A 16,678-nucleotide genomic window follows, 5' to 3' on the forward strand; every position below is an offset into this window, starting at 1 on the left:
TTCGGTCGATGCGCCAAGCGGGTGCGGGGTGGGAGCGGGGTTCATGCGAACCCCGATTGTCCGGCATGGCCCAAGAACGTATCGGGCGCAGGCCATTCGAGAACGCCGTTTCAGCCGGCCCGCGAGACGCTGAAAGCGAAGGTGTTCATCCCGTCCTCGCTCGATGCGCTGACCTGCCCGCCATGCATGCTCGCCACCGCCTTGACGATGGCCAGGCCCAGGCCGTGGCCGTGGTGCTCGCCGCCGTCGTTGCGGGCGGCATCCACACGGTAGAAGCGATCGAACAGGTGCTGCAGGTGCTGCTCGCCGATGGCCGCGCCGGGGTTCGACACGGCGATCCAGGTCGCAGCCGGTTCCTCCCGCAGCGTGACGGTGATCTGCGCGCCCGGCCGCGAGTGCTCGATGGCGTTCTGCAGCAGGTTCGACATGGCGCGGCGGAACAGCGCGCTCTCCAGCCGCGCCTGGGCCTGCACGTCGCCCGCGATGCCGACCCGCGAGCCGCTTTCGTCGAGCACGAACTCGAAGAAGTCGATGGTCTTGCGCACCTCCTGCGCCACGGGCGTGAGCACGAGCCCGGTGGCCACCTCGCCGCGATCGGCGCGTGCGAGGAACAGCATGTCGTTGATGATGGAGCGCAGCCGCTCCAGGTCCTCCAGGTTGGCCTGCAGCACCTCCTGGAACTCGCCCGCGCTGCGCTGGCGGGAGAGCGCGACCTGCGTGCTGCCGATGAGGTTGGCGAGCGGCGTGCGCAGTTCGTGCGCGACGTCGGCGTTGAAGGCCTCCAGCTGGCCGTAGGCCTCTTCGAGCCGGGCGAGCGCGCCGTTGAAAGCCTCGGCGAGCGCCGAGAGCTCGACCGGCAGCGCCGTCGTCTGCAGGCGCTGCGACAGCGTCTTGGGCCGCAGCGCCAGCGCCTCGCCCGACAGCCGCTCCAGCGGCCGCAGCCCCAGGCGGGCGATCCAGTAGCCCGCCAAGGCCACCACGAGCACGCCGCCCAGCCCCAGGGCCAGCAGGGCCGTGAGGAAGGTCTCGCGCGTGCGTTCGTAGGGCTCCGAGTTGCGCCCCACGATGAGCCGCACCGCCGGCCGGTTCTCGAACGGCGGCACGTGGACCGAGAGCGTGCGGAACGGCCGCTCCTGCCCCGGCAGGAGGATGTCGGTGCTGCGGCCGTTGGCCTCGCGGGTAAGTCCATCGATTTCGGCCAGGCCCTTGCCGTACTGGAAGCGCGGGTCGTCGCTCAGCACCCAGAAGCGCACGCTGCCGTCTTCGGGCGTGAGCGCGTCCATGCGGGCCTGCACGCGCGACCAGCGCTCGGGCGTGCCGATGGCCTGGATCCAGAACTGCAGGCTCTTGACGGTGGTGTCGAGCTCTTCGTACTGGTGGCGCTCCAGCTCGCGCGCGAGCACGCCGTGCAGCGCGGCGCCGATGAGCGCGAAGGTGGCCAGCGCCACCACCGCGAACATCGCCACCAGCCGCGCGGTGATGGAGCCCTTCTCGAGTTTCACAGGGCGCCGCCCTCCCCTTGTGCTTCGTTCTCGGTGTCCCGCAGTTCCATGACATAGCCCATGCCGCGGATGGTGTGCAGCACCTTGGGGCTGAAGGGCACGTCGATCTTGTCGCGCAGCCGCTTGATGGCCACCTCGACCACGTTGGTGTTGCTGTCGAAGTTCATGTCCCACACCAGCTCGGCGATGGCGGTCTTCGAGAGAATCTCGCCCTGGCGGCGCGCGAGCACGGCCAGCAGCGCGAACTCCTTGGCCGTGAGGTCGATGCGCGTCGCGCCGCGAAAAGCCTTGCGCGCGAGCAGGTCGATCTGCAGGTTGGCGATGCGCAGCTGCACGGGCTCTTGCTTGCGGCCGCGGCGGTTCAGCGCCTGCAGGCGGGCCAGCAGTTCGAGGAACGAGAAGGGCTTGATGAGGTAGTCGTCCGCGCCTTCGTGCAGGCCCTTGATGCGGTCTTCCACGCGGTCGCGGGCGGTGAGCATGATGACCGGCGTCTCCTTGACGGCGCGCAGCGCGCGCAGCACCGCGAAGCCGTCCTGCCCCGGCAGCATGACGTCCAGCACGATCACGTCGTACTCGTGCGTGAGCGCCAGGTGCTGGCCGTCGATGCCGTTGTGCGCCATGTCGACCGTGCAGCCCTGCTCGGTCAGCCCCTTGGAGAGGTAGTCCGCGGTTCTCAGCTCGTCTTCGACAATCAGGATCTTCATGCTTTTGTCTCGCTCCATTCGGCTGGCACCTAGCCGTGCGCTTCGGCCACCGGCGGGGTCTCTTCGCCCCCGACTGCACCCTTGAGGGCCTTGCGGGCCGTGCGCGCTTCCTTGCGGCGCAGGTACCAGTAGTGGGCGCGGTCCAGGTACAGGTAGACCACCGGCGTGGTGAACAGCGTGAGTGCCTGCGAGAGTATCAGCCCGCCGACCATCGCGTAGCCCAGCGGCCGGCGAAGCTCCGAGCCCGAGCCGTGGCCCAGCATCAGCGGCAGGCCCGAGAGCAGCGCGCACATGGTGGTCATCATGATCGGGCGGAAGCGCAAGAGGCACGCCTGGTAGATCGCCTCCTGCGGCGCCATGCCCTGCTCGCGCTCGGCCTTGAGCGCGAAGTCGATCATCATGATGCCGTTCTTCTTCACGATGCCGATGAGCAGGATGATGCCGATCAGCGCGATCACGCTGAGGTCGTAGCCCCCCGCCATGAGGATCAACAGCGCCCCCACGCCGGCCGAGGGCAGCGTCGAGAGAATCGTGAGCGGGTGGATGTAGCTCTCGTACAAAAGGCCCAGCACGATGTACACCGCCACCAGCGCCGCGGCGATCAGGTAGGGCTGCGAGGACAGCGAATCCTGGAAGGCCTGCGCCGTGCCCTGGAACGAACCACTGAGCGATTGCGGCAGGCCCATGTCGGCCTGCGCCTTGTTGATGGCGTTGACCGCATCGCCCAGCGCATGGCCCGGCGCGAGGTTGAACGAGATCGTCACCGCCGGGAACTGGCCCTGGTGGCTGATCGAGAGGTACGCGGTCTTGCTGGTGTCCACCTTCACGAAGGTCGAGAGCGGCACCTGCTGGCCGGTGAGCGGCGAGGTGAGGTACAGCTTGCTGAAGAGCGCCGGGTCCTGCTGCAGCGCGGGCGTTACCTCCAGCACCACGTGGTAGCTGTTGAGCTGGGTGAAGTACTGCGCCACCTGCCGCTGGCCGATCGCGTCATACAGCGTCGCGTCGATGGTGGCGGGCGAGATGCCGAAGCTCGATGCGCGGTCGCGGTCGATGGTGAGCACCGCGGACGCGGCGGCGTTCTGCTGGTCGGATGCGAGGTCGGTGATCTCGGGCAGTTCCCTGAAGCGTGTCAGCAGCTTCGGCGCCCAGGTGTTGAGCTCGTCCAGGTTGGCGTCGGTCACCGTGTACTGGTATTGCGTGCGGGACGAACGGCCGCCCACGCGAATGTCCTGCCCCGCCTGCAGGAACAGGTTCACGCCCTGCACCTTGGCCAGCTGCGGGCGCAGCCGCGTGATGATCTCGTCGGCGGTGGCGTTGCGGCCTTCGTCCTTGGGCTTCAGGCTGATGAAGAAGTTGCCGGTGTTGTAGGTGGAGGAGCTGCCGTTCATGCCGAAGCCGGTCACGTCGGGGTCCTTGCGCACCACGTCGGCCAGCTCCAGCATGCGGGCGTTCATGGAGGCGAACGAGGCGTCCTGCGCCGACTCGGCAAAGCCCGAGATGAAGCCCGTGTCCTGCTGCGGAAAGAAGCCCTTGGGAATGACCATGAACAAAAAGCCCGTGGCCGCCACCGTGGCGATGAAGACCATCAGCGTGATGAACTGGTGGTCGAGCACCACATGCAGCCCGCGCTTGTAGCCGTTGAGCATGGCGTCGAAGCCGCGCTCGAACAGCTGGTAGAGCCGCCCGTGCTTGCGCGCATGCTCGTTCTTCAAAAAGCGCGAGCACAGCATCGGCGTGAGCGTGAGCGAGATGACGACCGACACCACGATGGTGAGCGTGACCGTCACCGCGAACTCGCGAAAGAGCCGCCCCACGATGCCGCCCATCAGCAGCAGTGGAATGAACACGGCAATGAGCGACACCGAGATCGAGATGATCGTGAAGCCGATCTCGCCCGCGCCCTTGTAGGCCGCCTCCATCGGCGACATGCCCTCTTCCACGTAGCGGTAGATGTTCTCCAGCATCACGATGGCGTCGTCCACCACGAAGCCGACCGCGATGGTCAGCGCCATGAGCGAGAGGTTGTCCAGGCTGTAGCCCAGCAGGTACATCACCGCCACCGTGCCCAGGAGCGCGAGCGGCACCGTCACGCTGGGGATCAGCGTGGCCGGCACGTTGCGAAGGAACACGAAGATCACGGCCACCACCAGCGCGATGGTCAGGAGCAGCGTGAACTCCACGTCCTTCACCGACGCGCGGATGGTCTGCGTGCGGTCGATGATCGCGTTGACATCGACCGTCGGCGGAATCGACGCCTTCAGGCGCGGCATCGCGGCGTTGATGCGGTCCACCGTCTCGATCACGTTGGCGCCCGGCTGCTTGGTGATGGCCAGCACGATGGAGCGGCCGTTCTGCACGGTGCTGCCCTCGGGCGCGGCGGCGCCGGCATAGGCCCAGCCGGCGATCTTCGCGTTCTCGGGGCCGTCCACGGCCACGCCGATGTCGCGCACGCGGATCGGCGCGCCGTTGCGGTAGGCCAGCAGCACGTCGTTCCACGGCTGCGCCTTCAGGAGCTGGTCGTTGGTGTAGACGGTGAAGCTCTGGTTCGGCCCGTCGATCGTGCCCTTGGGCGCGTTCACCGTGGCCGATGCGAGCACGGTGCGCACGTCCTCCAGGCTCAGGCCGAGGCCCGCCATCTTGGTCGGGTCGAGTTGCACGCGCACCGCGGGCTTTTGCGCGCCGCCGATGTTGACCAGGCCCACGCCCGCGATCTGCGAAATCTGCTGCGCGAGGATGTTGTCGGCGTAGTCGTTCACCTCGGTGAGCGGCAGCGTCTTGGACTGCACCGAGAGGATCAGGATCGGCGAATCGGCCGGGTTGACCTTGCGGAACGTGGGCGGGCTCGGCAGGTTGGCCGGCAACTGGCCGGTGGAGGCGTTGATGGCCGCCTGCACATCGAGCGCGGCGGCATCGATGCTGCGATCCAGGTCGAACTGCAGCGTGATCTGCGTGGAGCCCAGGCCACTGGTCGAGGTCATCTGCGAGAGCCCCGCGATCAGCGAGAACTGCCGCTCCAGCGGCTGCGCCACGTTGGACGCCATGGTCTCCGGGCTCGCGCCCGGCAGGTTGGCCGACACCTGGATCGTCGGAAAGTCGACCTGCGGCAGCGGCGCCACCGGCAGCAGCGGAAACACCGCCGCACCGACCAGGAGGATGGCGAGCGCCAGCAGCGTGGTGCCGATGGGGCGTTTGATGAAGGCGGCGGAGATGCTCAATTTCCGCTCCCGCTGGGGGTGGTGGCAGCGGTGGCGGCCGCCGCCTTCTTGGCGAGCGGCGGCTCGACGATGCTGGAGCCTGGCTTGAGCTTGTACTGCCCATCGACCACCACGCGCTGGTCGGCCGCCAGGCCCTTGTCGATCACGGCCACGCCGTCGGCGATCTGCAGCACGTGCACGGGCACGTTGTTGACCTTGTTCTCGGCATCGACCACCCAGATGTAGGTGCTGTCCTGGCCGCGCTGCACGGCGGCGGCGGGCACGGTCAGCGAATCGGGCCGGCGGTCCAGGTCCAGCCGCACGTTGACGTACTGGCCGGGCCACAGCGCGTGCTGCGGGTTGGCGAAGCTGCCCTTGAGCTGCACGGTGCCGTTGGTGGTGTCGATCTGGTTGTTCAGCAGGATGAGCTTGCCGGCGCCCAGCATCTGGTTGCCGGCGCGGTCGTAGGCCACCACCGCGAGCGGCTGGTTGCTCTGCTGCTGCACGCGGTTGATGTCCTGCACCGCGTCTTCGGGCAGCGTGAACTGCACGGCGATGGGGTCGATCTGGTTGATGACGACCAGGCCGTTGGTGTCCGCCGCGTGCACGATGTTGCCGGGGTCCACCAGCCGCGCGCCGACGCGGCCGTTCATCGGCGAGACGATGCGCGTGAAGCTCAGTTGCACCTCGGCGAACTGCACCTGCGCGGCGTCGGTCTGCACGGTGGCGGCGAGCTGGTTGACCAGCGCCTTCTGCGTGTCCAGCTGCTGCTGCGTGGCGGCGTCCTGCGCGATGAGCGTGGTGTAGCGCTTCAGGTCCGCGCGGGCGTTGGCGAGCTGGGCTTCGTCCTTCGCCTTGGTGGCCTGCGCCTGCGCGAGCTGCGCCTGCAGGGTGCGCGGGTCGAGCTGTGCGAGGAGTTGCCCGGCCTTCACGTCCTGCCCTTCGACGAAGCCGACCTTGTCGAGCTGCCCGTCGATGCGCGCCTTGACCGTGACCGTGGCCATCGAGGCGACGGTGCCGATGCCCGAGCGGTAGACCTGCACGTTCTGCGGCGTGACGCGCGCGGTGGTCACCTGCACCGGCGGCGTCCTGGGTGCTTCGGGCTTGGCGCCGAAGGCCTTGTTGTGGTTGAGCGCCCAGGCGCCGCCGCCCAGCACGATCACGAGCGTGGCGGCCGCGACCCAGGTCGAGCGGCGCTGAAGGGGGGCTTGGGTTGTCGTCGTCATGGCATCAATTTCCGGAAGTCGTTGCAGCGGCGGCGTCGGCGGTCCAGCCGCCGCCGGTGGCCGCGATCAGCGAGACGCTGGCCGCGAGCTGGCGGCCGAGCACCTGCGCGGCGGTGCGCTGGTTGGTGAGCGAGAGTTGCTGCGCCGTCACCACGCTCAAGTAGGTGGCGGTGCCTGCGCGGTACTGGCTCAGGGCCAGCCGCTCGGCGAGTTGGGAGGCCTGCACGGCCTCTGCCTGCAGCGCGGATTCGCGGTCGAGCACGCGCAGGGTCGCAAGGTTGTCCTCGACCTGCTGGAAGCCGCCGAGCACGGTCTGCTTGTATTGCGCGACCGAGGCGTCGTAGACGGCCACGGCCTGGTCGGTGTGGGCTTTGCGCAGGCCCCCGTCGAACACCGTTTGCGCGAGCGCGGCGCCGAGCGACCACACGCGGCTGGGTGTGTTGAAGAGCGATGCGAGGTTGCCGGCGCTGAAGCCGCCGCTGGCGCTGAGCACGATCTGCGGGTAGTAGGCGGCCTTGGCGACGCCGATGTTGGCGTTGGCAGATTGCACGCGGCGCTCGGCGGCGGCGATGTCGGGGCGGCGTTCGAGCAGTTCCGAAGGCAGGCCCGCGGGCGTGACTGGCAGTTGCATGCGCACGGCATCGGAGAGCGGGAGCGATGCAGGTGTCATGGGTACAGCCAGTGCGAACGGCTCCAGCGTGAACGATGCGGGCGCCTGCCCCGTCAGCACGGCGACGGCATGTTCGAGCTGGCTGCGCTGCGCTTCGAGATCGACGGCTTGCGCTTCGGCGGACTTGAGCTGGCTCTGCGCGAGGGCCACGTCGGAACGCAGCACCGTGCCTGCGGCGTACTGGTGCTGCGTGAGTTCGAGCGCCCGGGCGTAGGCCGCAGTGGTGCTGGCGTACAGGTCGCGCTGCAGGTCGATGACGCGGATCTGCAGGTAGTCCTGCGCGAGCGTGGTCTGGATGCTCAGGCGCGCCCCGGCCAGGTCGTCGGCGCTGGCCTGTGCGTCCGCATTGCCGGCCTCGACGGAACGGCGCACGGCGCCCCACAGGTCGGGCTCCCAGCTCGCGGCGAGGCCGAGGGTGTCGGTGGTGCCCAGCTTGAGGGCGCCGGTGCTGTTGGTCTGCGCGCGGGTCCCGCCTGCGTTGACGCCCACGGTCGGGAAGAAGCCCGCATGCGCGGCGGCGGCAATGGCCTGTGCCTCGCGGTACTGGGCTTCGGCGACGCGGATGTTCTGGTTGGCGGCGTTGGCCTGCACGACCAGCGCGCTCAGCGTGACGTCGCCGTAGGCCTCCCACCAAGGGTGGCTGGCGTCGATGACCTGGGGTGTGGCGGTCTTCCAGGGGCCGGTTTCCTTGTAGGCGACCGGCAGGTCCATGGAGGGCCGCACGTAGTCGGGGCCGACGGCGCAGCCTGCGAGCAGCAGTGCGGCGAGCGCAACGGCTGTCGTCTTGAAGGAAGAAGGAGTTGCAGCAAAGAGAACCATGGTGGGTTCACTCTAAGAACCCGGTTCAAACCCTTCGCTGTCGACTAACTGACAGTTCTGACAGTTTCCGGTTTTGCTCTTCCCCCGCCTGCCCCCAGAGGAGGAAGGATCACCACCCGCGTCCCATGCGATGTCGGCCTTCCTCTCGTGTTCTCTCTCCCGCTTGCAGGAAGGGTCGGTTCGTCGGGAGGCAGAAATGGCCATGGGGCGTGAAAAATTCTTCATGCGACCAACGTCAGTGGCAGCGATCGAGGCTGGCATCACGTGAATCCACATACAAGTCGCCATCCTCAATTTTGGAGACTCTCGAAATGTTGCGAAAAATCGTGGTGGTGGGCGACCCACCGGCGCCAGGCGGAGCAGTGTTGCCCTATGGCGGTCCCATGATGGATGTCCACGGCCATCGGATCGCGCTGATCGGAGGACGAGCCTACTGTGAGGGCTGCAACAGCGTCGGCATCATTGCCAAAGCTGGCGGACCTCGCCGAGGCCTGTTTTACAAAACCGAAATCGCGTTGGAAGGTGACGTGGTGGTCTGTCACTGCCCGTTGCCACCTCCACTCGTTGCCACGTTGGTGCATTCGTTCACTTACGATGACGCAATGGCTGGAGCGGTGAAGGAGTTCAGCCCAAGCTTCACCGCACTCCCGGGCTGGTTCGCAGGGGATTCAGCGGCAGTGGCGGCGAGCAGCAAGGTTGTCGACGACCTCGTCGAGCATCCGCCGGAGGCCGAGCAGACGGAGAACATCTGCCCGAACATGACCAACAAGCAGTTCTGCACTTTGGTACTCGGCTTGCGCGCCGATGCCGTGAAGATGGTTGAACGCCGCCTGAAAGACTTGGATCTTTGGGGAAAGCCCGAAAAAGCCAGAGTTATCCAGTGGTTTGGAATAGACGATGAGAAGACGAGGCAGCACTTGCGGGACGGTTTGTCCAAGTGTTTGCGCGTCCTCAAAGGGCTGACATGCGACAGCTTTGTGCGCTACTCTGAGCAGTTGATGCGCAGTGTCGGCTGCACGCCGTCAGGGAACAAGGCCGGACTGATTGCCGAGGTCTGCGGTCCAGATGTCAAGACACACACCATCGGTATCGCTGTTGGCTTCTGCGAGCTTCGCGACAGATCCGCGGAGGCCGACTCGCAATTGCAAACCCTGATCCACGAAGTCACACATTTCAGCGACACCTTCGGTTCAATGGACGAAATCTACAAAATGAGTGAAAGCCTGTCGATTGCCAAGGATACGAAGCGGGCACTTAGGAATGCGGACAGCATCACGGGCTATGTCGCCTATGGATTTAGCTATGCGGGGTAAGCTCTTCTTGCCCCTGCTGGCGGTGATATTGGCAATGGATTCTGCTCATGCCTGCTCGAGGTCATTTGCAATGGATCTTGATTTCATGGCGGACTCCGCAACCCTCGAAAAATCCGAAGTCGTGGAATTGGTGGCATGGCTCGACAAATGGAGGAGCGAATTTCCACGCTTGAAAAGCGTCACGGTCGACGGCCTAGCCCCGGCAAACGCCAAAGACGCCAAGCTGCTTGCCAAGCGTCGGGCCGAGGCCGCAACGCGGGCCGTCCAGCAGTTGCTCGAAGGCACACCGGTCCACACGAGCTCGCACTTGAGCTCTCCGTCCTCCACCTTCAAGGGGGGCAACTACGCTGGAATCGACCTGGTGCCTTTCCAGGAAGACCTGCCCGATTGCAGTCCGGTTCCTACACCTGGCGTCAAGCAAGGAGACCCAGGCGGCAGCAGGCGTTGAGCATCTTGCTTGTCGTCTTGTTCCCTCCCCTGCTGGGGTCGGGGTGGGGGCACGGCGGCGGTCGATGAAGCACGGCGCCAAACAAGCGCTGCTTGCCCCCATCCCAGCCTTCCCCCAGCGGGGGAAGGAGCAAGACAGGAAATCAGCGCGGCGCGTCGCCCTTGCGGTACTCGGCTGTGAGCTCATCCAGCTTCTGCTTGAGCGCCGGATCGAGCTTGTATTCCGCCGCCGCGATCGTCGCGTCCAACTGCTCCGGCCGGCTTGCACCGAGCAGCGGCGCGGTGATCAGCGGATTGGCCATCACCCACGCCACCGCCAGCGTCGCGAGCGGCACGCCCGCTTCGTCGGCCAGCTTGTGCAACTGCGTCACGGTGTTGAAGCTGCGCTCGTTCCAGTAGCGGTCCTGGTACATGCCGCCGGCGGTGCCGAGCGTGAAGCGGGTGTTTTCCTCGGGCTTGGCGCCGGGCTTGTACTTGCCGGTGAGCAGGCCTCCGGCCAGCGGGTTGTAGGGGATCACGCCCAGCCCCTCTTCGCTCGCGAGCGGCAGCAGCTCGCGCTCGATCTCGCGAAACAGGAGGCTGTAGCGCGGCTGCACCGACACGAAACGCGTGAACCGGTGCAGGTCGGACTTGCCGAGCGCACGGGCCAGGCGATAGGCCAGGAAATTCGACACGCCGATGTAGCGCGCGCGGCCCGACTTGACGATGACATCGAGCGCCTCCAGCGTCTCTTCGAGCGGCGTCTCGCGGTCGTCCATGTGCAGTTGGTAGAGGTCGACGTGGTCGGTCTTCAGGCGCTTGAGCGAGAGGTCGATGGCGTCCAGCAGGTGCTTGCGCGATGCGCCCTGGTCCCAGGGGTTGGGGCCGACTTTGTTGACCGCCTTGGTGGCGACCACGAAGCGGCGGCGTCCCGCGGGGCCTTGCTTTTCGAGCCAGTTGCCGATGATCTCTTCGGTGCGGCCGGTGGTCTCGACGGTGCCGCCCAGCGGGTACACGTCGGCGGTGTCCAGGAAGTTGATGCCGCCTTCGGCCGCCTTGTCCAGGATCTGGTGCGACACGGCCTCGTCGGTCTGCAGGCCGAAGGTCATGGTGCCGAGGGCGAGGCGGGAAACGGTGAGGCCGGTGCGGCCGAGTCGGGGGGGGGGAATGCTCATGGGGGCGCGCTCCGAGGGAGATGAGGGAGAGATGGGGGGGCGGCGGCCATCATAGGCACGGCCGCGCAATCCTGCAGGCGCCGGAGATTTCAGGTGGTTTCGAGATGCACGCCGGGCGCGCCGCGCGCCACCGAGAAGCGGGCCATGGGGGCCACGGCCGAGTCGGCGTTCTTCTCGTCTTCCACCGCGCGGAACTCGACCGCGCAGCCGCGCGCATCGAGCGTCATGAGCGCGTAGCCGCGCTTGTCGGCGCGGCCGTAGCGCAGGTGCTCGTTCTTCGCGCGCATGTTGGCCACGCTGGCGGCGCTCGGGCCTTCGGAGGTGATGGCGCCGCCGACGAACTCGGTCGCGACCGCCGGGCCCTGCGGCTCGCTGCGCAGGTCGGCGGCCCAGAAGGCATGCACGTCACCGCTGATGACGAGCGCATCGCCGCCGCGCGCCTTGTTCGCGGCCAGCGCGTCGAGGAGGCGCGTGCGGGAGGCCGCGTAACCGTCCCAGCCGTCCATCCAGTAGCCGTGCTCGGGGCCGCGCTTGCGGTCGGCTTCGGCGAGCAGCGTGGACTGGGCGACGACGGTCCAGCGCGCGGGCGGCGCGGCCAGTTCGTCCGCAAGCCACGCCTCCTGCTTCGCGCCGAGGAAGCTGCGCCCCGGTGCGGACCGGTCGGCGCAATCGGCCAGCGGCGAGGCGCTGCGGCCCGCAAGGCAGGCGTGGTGCGAGCGGTACTGGCGCCCGTCGAGCAGCAGCACGTCGAGCATGCGGCCGAAGCGGTGGCGGCCGTAGATGGTGGCATCGGCGCCGCGCGGCCGCATGCGCGCGGGCACGGGCATGTGCTCGTACCACGCTTGATATGCGGCGGCGCGGATCGCCAGGAACTGCGCGGAGTCGATGGTGCGCGGAGAGACGTCGTCGGTGTAGTCGTTGGCCACCTCGTGGTCGTCCCAGGTGACGAGCCAGGGGAAGGCGGCGTGCGCGGCCTGCAGGTGCACGTCGGTCTTGTAGAGCGCGTAGCGGTCGCGAAACTCGGCCAGCTGCGTCGGGATGCCGCCTTCGTGGCGGCGCACGTGGCGCGAGCCCCAGGAGCTTTCGTAGATGTAGTCGCCCAGGTGGACGACGAAGTCCAGCGGCTGCGCGGCCATGTCGCGGTAGGCCGCGTAGTAGCCCTGCTCGTACTGCTGGCACGACGCGAACGCGAAGCGCAGCGGCTGCGCGGCTTCATCGCCTTCGGCCGGCGCGGTGCGCGTGCGGCCCACAGGGCTGCGTGCGCCGCCCGCGGTGAAGCGGTACCAGTACGGGCGGCCCGGCTGCAGCCCCTGGACCTCGACATGCACGGAGTGCGCGAGATCGGCGGTGGCGATCGCCGTGTCCCTGGCGACGATGCGACGGAAGCGCTCGTCCTCCGCGACTTCCCAGCGCACATCGACCGGCGCATCGCCCATGCCGCCGCCCTGCAGCGGCTCGGGCGCGAGCCGGGTCCAGAGCACCATGCCGTCGGGCCGGGGCGTGCCCGAGGCCACGCCCAGCGTGAAGGGGGCGCGCGATGCCTGCTGCGCATGCAGTCGAAGAAAGGGATGGCCCAGCGACGCGGCGGCGAGCCCGCCGCACAGCAGGCGCCGCCGCGATATCGGCCGTGCACTCATCGGCGCGCGGCCAGCGCCAGGTCGGGCCGGTCGGTGGTGATCTGCCGTATCGGCATCGCGAGCCAGTGCGCGATCTCCTCGGGCTCGTTGATGACCCATGCGCCCAGTCGATCGGTGCCGAGCGCGGCGAGGCACTGCGACCACGTGGCCGCGAGCAGCTTCTTCTCGACCGCGACCACGCACCCGGGCATCGCCGCATAGCGCGCGAGCGCGCGGCCGATGCCGCCGAGCATCTCGGCCGAGCGGTGGTCGAGCGAGGCGAGCACGCGGCCGCCGGGCCAGCAGGCGAGCACCTGCTCCAGCACCTCGGGCACGAAGCAGGTGAGGTAGCTGCGCTGCGCCACGCCCGCGTCGTGCAGCGCCTGCACCATGCGCGCCACCGCGCCGGCGGGCAGCTCGCCGGCCGCATCGGTCTTGATCTCCACATGCAGCTCCATGCGCGTGGGCGCAAAGAGGCGAAGCACTTCGGTGAGCGACGGCACGCATTCGCCTTTGTCACCGCCCTGCTCGCCCTGCCCTTCTCGCAACCGCGTCGCCAGCACCTCGGCGCCCGTGCGGTCGCGGACGGGGCCGGTGCCTTCGGTGGTGCGGTCGAGCAGCGGATCGTGAATGACCACGGCCGTGCCGTCGCGCGTTTCCTGCACGTCGAACTCGACCGCGTCGGCGCCCGACGCGATGAGCTTGCGAAAGCCGCCCAGGCTGTTCTCGGGCCAGAGGTTGCGTGCGCCGCGGTGTCCCACGATGATCATTTTCTGCAGTGTCCTTGTTGGCTGTTTTCGCTTCACTTGCTGCTGTCCACCAGCCCTTTGACGAACGACCGCTGCAACGCTACCACCACGAGGATGGGCGGCAGCATGGTGAGCAGCGCGGCGCTCATCGCCACGTTCCAGGCCGGTTGCGAATCGGAGCGCGGGATCAGGTGCTTGAGGCCGATCACCGCCGTGGCCATGTCCTTGTCGGTGGTGAAGAGCAGCGGCCAGAGGTACTGGTTCCAGCCGTAGAGAAACAGGATGATCGCGAGCGCCGCGATGTTCGAGCGCGAGAGCGGCAGCAGGATGGTCCAGAAGAAATGCATCGGCGAGGCACCGTCGATTCGCGCCGCTTCGCACAGCTCGTCGGGCACCGTGAGGAAGAACTGGCGGAACAGGAAGGTGGCCGAGGCCGAGGCGATCAGCGGCAGGATGAGGCCCGGGTACGTATCGACCATGTTCCACGACAGCTGGATGTCGATGCTGTGGCCGGTGACCGCGTTCCACACCGCCGACAGGTGCAGCGTCTCCACCAGCCATTGCACCGGCAGCGCCGCATTGGCCACCGACTCGTAGGTCGGCGAGATGCGCACCTCGATCGGCAGCATCAGCGACACGAAGATCAGCCAGAAGGCCGTCATGCGAAAGCGGAAGCGGAAATACGTGATCGCAAAGGCCGACAGCAGCGACACCGCGATCTTGCCGAACGTGATGCCCAGCGCCACGACGAAAGAGTTGAGGAACAGCCGGCCGAAGTTGGCCTGCGTCCACGCGGTGCGCAGGTTCTGCACGAACTGGTCGCCGGGCAGCCACGGCAGCGGCACCTGCTGCACCTCGCCGATGGTGAGCGAGCCGGCCACGAAGGCCAGGTACAGCGGCACGCAGACGAAGGCCACGCCCACGAGCAGGATCGCGTGGCAGACGGCATCGAGCACGGGGGCGCGTTCAACCATGGGCGTGTTCCTTTGGAATGCGGCTCATACGTCGTAGCTCACGCGCCGCTCGACATAACGGAACTGCAGCAGCGTCATGAAGAGCGCGAAGATCATGAGGATGACCGACTGCGCGGCCGAGGAGCCGAGGTCCAGGTTGATGAACCCGTCCACGTAGACCTTGAACACCAGCACATTCGTCGCACCCGCCGGCCCGCCCTGCGTGACCGCATCGACGATGGCGAAGATTTCGAAGAAGCCGTAGACGAAGTTCATGACCGCCAGGAAGAACATCGTGGGCATGAGCAGCGGCAGCCCGATGCTGAAGAAGCGCTTGAGCGGCCCCGCGCCGTCCACGGCCGCCGCTTCGAGCAGCGACGAAGGCACTGCCAAGAGGCCCGCGAGCAGGAAGATGTAGTCGTAGCAGACGTGCTTCCACGAGGCGGCCAGGATCACCAGGATCATCGCGTCCGAGCCCACGCGGTTCGGGTCCCACGCAAGGCCGATCGCATGCAGCACCTGCGCGAGCGGCCCGACCGACGGGTTGAACAGGAAGGCCCACAGGATGCCCGCGATGACCGGCGCGATCGCATAGGGCAGCAGGATGATCGCCTTGTAGATGCCGCGCCCGCGGATCACCCGGTCGCTCGCGAAGGCCAGCACCAGCGCCACCGCGATGGTGAGCAGGTTCTGCAGCAGGGTGAACACCACCGTGACCTTCACCGACTCGTGGTAGGTCTCGCTTTGCAGCAGCTGCGCGAAGTTGTCGAAGCCGACGAAGTGCACCGTGTTGCCGAACGGGTCGGACAGGAAGAAGGCCTGCCCGAGCGCGCGGAACGACGGAATGAAAAAGAAGAACAGCAGGATGGTGAGCTGCGGCAGGAGCAGCAGCACGGGCAGGCGCACGTCCTTGAAGTGCGCGCGCTTGAGTCCCGCTTCGGGCTTGGCCATGCTTCGTTCTTCCGGGACCGGTACCGGTGCCGCTTCAGTAGCGGCCCTTGTTGAGCTTCTCGTACTGGCGAAGGATTTCGTTGCCGCGCTTGACGGCATCGTCCATCGCCACCTGCGGCGTCTTCTTGCCCGCCACCACGTTCTCGAACTCGTCGCGCTGGGCCATCATGGTCTGGGTGAAGTTGCCGAAGTGAAAGCCCGTGGAGTTGGCCGTGGGCGTGCCGCGCGTGAGCTGCAGGATCGCGATCTCGCGCGTCGGGTGGTCCTTGTAGTAGCCCTCGGACTTGGCCATCTGGTAGGCCTTGTTGGTCAGCGGCACGTAGCCCGTGGCCTTGAGCCACCAGACCTGCGTCTCGGGCTTGGCCAGGTAGTCCAGGAAGGCCGCGGCGGCTTCGTACTCGGCCGGCTTCTGGCCCTTCATGACCCACAGCGACGCGCCGCCGATGGTGCTGTTCCTGGGTTGCTTGCCCTCTTCCCACGGGAGGTAGGTGGCGCTCCAGTCGATCTTGGCCTCGCGCTCGATGCCGCTGTGCGCGGCCGTGGAGGCGAAGAAGGTGGAGCACTTGCCCGAGGTGAAGAGCTGCTCGGGGCTCAGGCCCTGGCCGGCGATCTGCATCACGCCGTCGTCGATCCACTTCTTGATGCGCCCGACCTGCGAAACCACCGAGGTCTTGTTGTAGGTGAACTCGGTGTCCAGGCCCTGGTAGCCGTTGGCCTTGGTGGCATAGGGCAGGTCGTTGATGGCGCTGTAGTTCTCCAGCAGGCTCCAGTGGTAGTCGCCCGCGAGCACCGAGCCGCAGGCCGAGATGCCTTTCTGCTTGATGGCGTAGAGCTGTTTTTCCAGCTCCTGCCAGGTCTCGCCGGGCTTGGCGAAACCGGCCTTCTCGAAGTGCGCCTTGTTGTACCAGAGGATGGGCGACGACGAGTTGAAGGGCATCGTCATGAGCTTGCCCTTGTAGCTGTAGAAACCCGCCACGGGCTTGACGAAATCGGCCCACTCGACCTTGTAGCCGCGCTGGTCGAGCAGGTCCTGCACGGGCATCGTCGCGTCGGACAACAGCATCGTCATGAAGCCGCGCTCGTAGATCTGCACGAGCGCCGGCGCGCGCTTGGCGCGGTAGGCGGCGATGGTGCCGTTGATGACCTCGTCGTAGCTGCCCTTGTTGACCGCCACCACCACGTACTTCTGCTGCGAGGCGTTGAAGTTTTTCACCAGCTCGTCGACGCGCTCGTTGAGCGCGCCGCCCATGGCATGCCACCACTGGATCTGCACGGGCTGGGCGGCCGCGGGCATGGCGCTGGCAAGCCATAGCGCGGATGAAATGGCCAGCGTGGCCAGGGTGCTGCGTCGGTGGGGATTCATCATCGCTGTCTCCTGTG

Annotated in this window: 13 protein-coding genes; 2 read left to right on the forward strand and 11 right to left on the reverse strand. The window is 67.1% G+C overall.

What is annotated here, in order from left to right; translation table 11 throughout:
- Nucleotides 1–110: 110 nt before the first annotated feature.
- The 5 genes from BM133_RS20815 to BM133_RS20835 are packed head-to-tail and all read right to left on the reverse strand — an operon-like array spanning nucleotide 111 to nucleotide 8,115.
- Nucleotides 111–1,502 carry a heavy metal sensor histidine kinase gene (locus tag BM133_RS20815; protein WP_093437800.1) on the reverse strand — a complete coding sequence of 464 codons (1,392 nt, stop codon included), beginning with the start codon at nucleotides 1,500–1,502 and terminating at the stop codon, nucleotides 111–113.
- A complete protein-coding gene (locus BM133_RS20820; RefSeq protein ID WP_093437802.1) occupies nucleotides 1,499–2,206 on the reverse strand; it encodes a heavy metal response regulator transcription factor in 708 nt (235 codons plus the stop codon). The genes BM133_RS20815 and BM133_RS20820 overlap by 4 nt, the downstream gene beginning before the upstream one ends.
- A 29-nt stretch (nucleotides 2,207–2,235) precedes the next feature.
- Nucleotides 2,236–5,421 (reverse strand): multidrug efflux RND transporter permease subunit, encoded by a 3,186-nt coding sequence (locus BM133_RS20825; RefSeq protein ID WP_093437805.1) that lies wholly within the window; start codon nucleotides 5,419–5,421, stop codon nucleotides 2,236–2,238.
- The gene (locus BM133_RS20830; protein WP_093437807.1) at nucleotides 5,418–6,626 is read right to left on the reverse strand and encodes an efflux RND transporter periplasmic adaptor subunit; all 1,209 of its coding nucleotides are present in this window, start codon (nucleotides 6,624–6,626) and stop codon (nucleotides 5,418–5,420) included. Before BM133_RS20830 ends, BM133_RS20825 begins: the two co-directional genes overlap by 4 nt.
- 4 nt (nucleotides 6,627–6,630) lie before the next feature.
- Nucleotides 6,631–8,115 carry an efflux transporter outer membrane subunit gene (locus BM133_RS20835; RefSeq protein ID WP_093437809.1) on the reverse strand — a complete coding sequence of 495 codons (1,485 nt, stop codon included), beginning with the start codon at nucleotides 8,113–8,115 and terminating at the stop codon, nucleotides 6,631–6,633.
- Nucleotides 8,116–8,426: 311 nt separating this feature from the next.
- On the opposite strand from BM133_RS20835, the gene BM133_RS20840 reads away from it, so the two are divergent.
- Together BM133_RS20840 and BM133_RS20845 are read left to right on the forward strand one after the other, a co-directional pair.
- On the forward strand, nucleotides 8,427–9,428 hold the full coding sequence (locus tag BM133_RS20840; RefSeq protein ID WP_093437811.1) for a M35 family metalloendopeptidase: 1,002 nt from the start codon (nucleotides 8,427–8,429) through the stop codon (nucleotides 9,426–9,428).
- A gap of 70 nt (nucleotides 9,429–9,498) precedes the next feature.
- On the forward strand, nucleotides 9,499–9,876 hold the full coding sequence (locus BM133_RS20845; protein WP_143100173.1) for a hypothetical protein: 378 nt from the start codon (nucleotides 9,499–9,501) through the stop codon (nucleotides 9,874–9,876).
- A gap of 142 nt (nucleotides 9,877–10,018) precedes the next feature.
- Here the strand turns inward: BM133_RS20845 and BM133_RS20850 are convergent, their stop codons facing one another.
- The 6 genes from BM133_RS20850 to BM133_RS20875 all read right to left on the reverse strand — a co-directional run bounded on the left by BM133_RS20850 (nucleotide 10,019) and on the right by BM133_RS20875 (nucleotide 16,664).
- Entirely contained in the window at nucleotides 10,019–11,029 is a 1,011-nt protein-coding gene (locus BM133_RS20850) for an aldo/keto reductase (protein WP_093437816.1), read from the reverse strand.
- An 89-nt stretch (nucleotides 11,030–11,118) separates the two neighbouring features.
- On the reverse strand, nucleotides 11,119–12,666 hold the full coding sequence (locus BM133_RS20855) for an alkaline phosphatase D family protein (RefSeq protein WP_093437818.1): 1,548 nt from the start codon (nucleotides 12,664–12,666) through the stop codon (nucleotides 11,119–11,121).
- A complete protein-coding gene (locus BM133_RS20860; RefSeq protein ID WP_093437821.1) occupies nucleotides 12,663–13,415 on the reverse strand; it encodes a glycerophosphodiester phosphodiesterase family protein in 753 nt (250 codons plus the stop codon). Before BM133_RS20860 ends, BM133_RS20855 begins: the two co-directional genes overlap by 4 nt.
- 32 nt (nucleotides 13,416–13,447) lie before the next feature.
- Entirely contained in the window at nucleotides 13,448–14,368 is a 921-nt protein-coding gene (locus BM133_RS20865) for an ABC transporter permease subunit (RefSeq protein WP_093437823.1), read from the reverse strand.
- Between the two features lie 24 nt (nucleotides 14,369–14,392).
- Nucleotides 14,393–15,298, reverse strand: a complete 906-nt coding sequence (locus BM133_RS20870; protein WP_093437825.1) for a carbohydrate ABC transporter permease — start codon at nucleotides 15,296–15,298, stop codon at nucleotides 14,393–14,395.
- Nucleotides 15,299–15,332: 34 nt separating this feature from the next.
- The gene (locus BM133_RS20875) at nucleotides 15,333–16,664 is read right to left on the reverse strand and encodes an extracellular solute-binding protein (protein WP_256219294.1); all 1,332 of its coding nucleotides are present in this window, start codon (nucleotides 16,662–16,664) and stop codon (nucleotides 15,333–15,335) included.
- Between the last annotated feature and the right edge of the window lie 14 nt (nucleotides 16,665–16,678).

The organism is Variovorax sp. 770b2 (assembly GCF_900115685.1).
Lineage (GTDB): Bacteria > Pseudomonadota > Gammaproteobacteria > Burkholderiales > Burkholderiaceae_C > Variovorax.

What these genes read in the sequence shown, in the direction of transcription:
- BM133_RS20820 (WP_093437802.1), bottom strand. Translation starts at nt 2,206, where the DNA reads ATGAAGATCCTGATTGTCGAAGACGAGCTGAGAACCGCGGACTACCTC.
- BM133_RS20830 (WP_093437807.1), bottom strand. Translation starts at nt 6,626, where the DNA reads ATGACGACGACAACCCAAGCCCCCCTTCAGCGCCGCTCGACCTGGGTC.
- BM133_RS20835 (WP_093437809.1), bottom strand. Translation starts at nt 8,115, where the DNA reads ATGGTTCTCTTTGCTGCAACTCCTTCTTCCTTCAAGACGACAGCCGTT.
- BM133_RS20840 (WP_093437811.1), top strand. Translation starts at nt 8,427, where the DNA reads ATGTTGCGAAAAATCGTGGTGGTGGGCGACCCACCGGCGCCAGGCGGA.
- BM133_RS20845 (WP_143100173.1), top strand. Translation starts at nt 9,499, where the DNA reads ATGGATCTTGATTTCATGGCGGACTCCGCAACCCTCGAAAAATCCGAA.
- BM133_RS20850 (WP_093437816.1), bottom strand. Translation starts at nt 11,029, where the DNA reads ATGAGCATTCCCCCCCCCCGACTCGGCCGCACCGGCCTCACCGTTTCC.
- BM133_RS20855 (WP_093437818.1), bottom strand. Translation starts at nt 12,666, where the DNA reads ATGAGTGCACGGCCGATATCGCGGCGGCGCCTGCTGTGCGGCGGGCTC.
- BM133_RS20860 (WP_093437821.1), bottom strand. Translation starts at nt 13,415, where the DNA reads ATGATCATCGTGGGACACCGCGGCGCACGCAACCTCTGGCCCGAGAAC.
- BM133_RS20865 (WP_093437823.1), bottom strand. Translation starts at nt 14,368, where the DNA reads ATGGTTGAACGCGCCCCCGTGCTCGATGCCGTCTGCCACGCGATCCTG.
- BM133_RS20870 (WP_093437825.1), bottom strand. Translation starts at nt 15,298, where the DNA reads ATGGCCAAGCCCGAAGCGGGACTCAAGCGCGCGCACTTCAAGGACGTG.
- BM133_RS20875 (WP_256219294.1), bottom strand. Translation starts at nt 16,664, where the DNA reads ATGATGAATCCCCACCGACGCAGCACCCTGGCCACGCTGGCCATTTCA.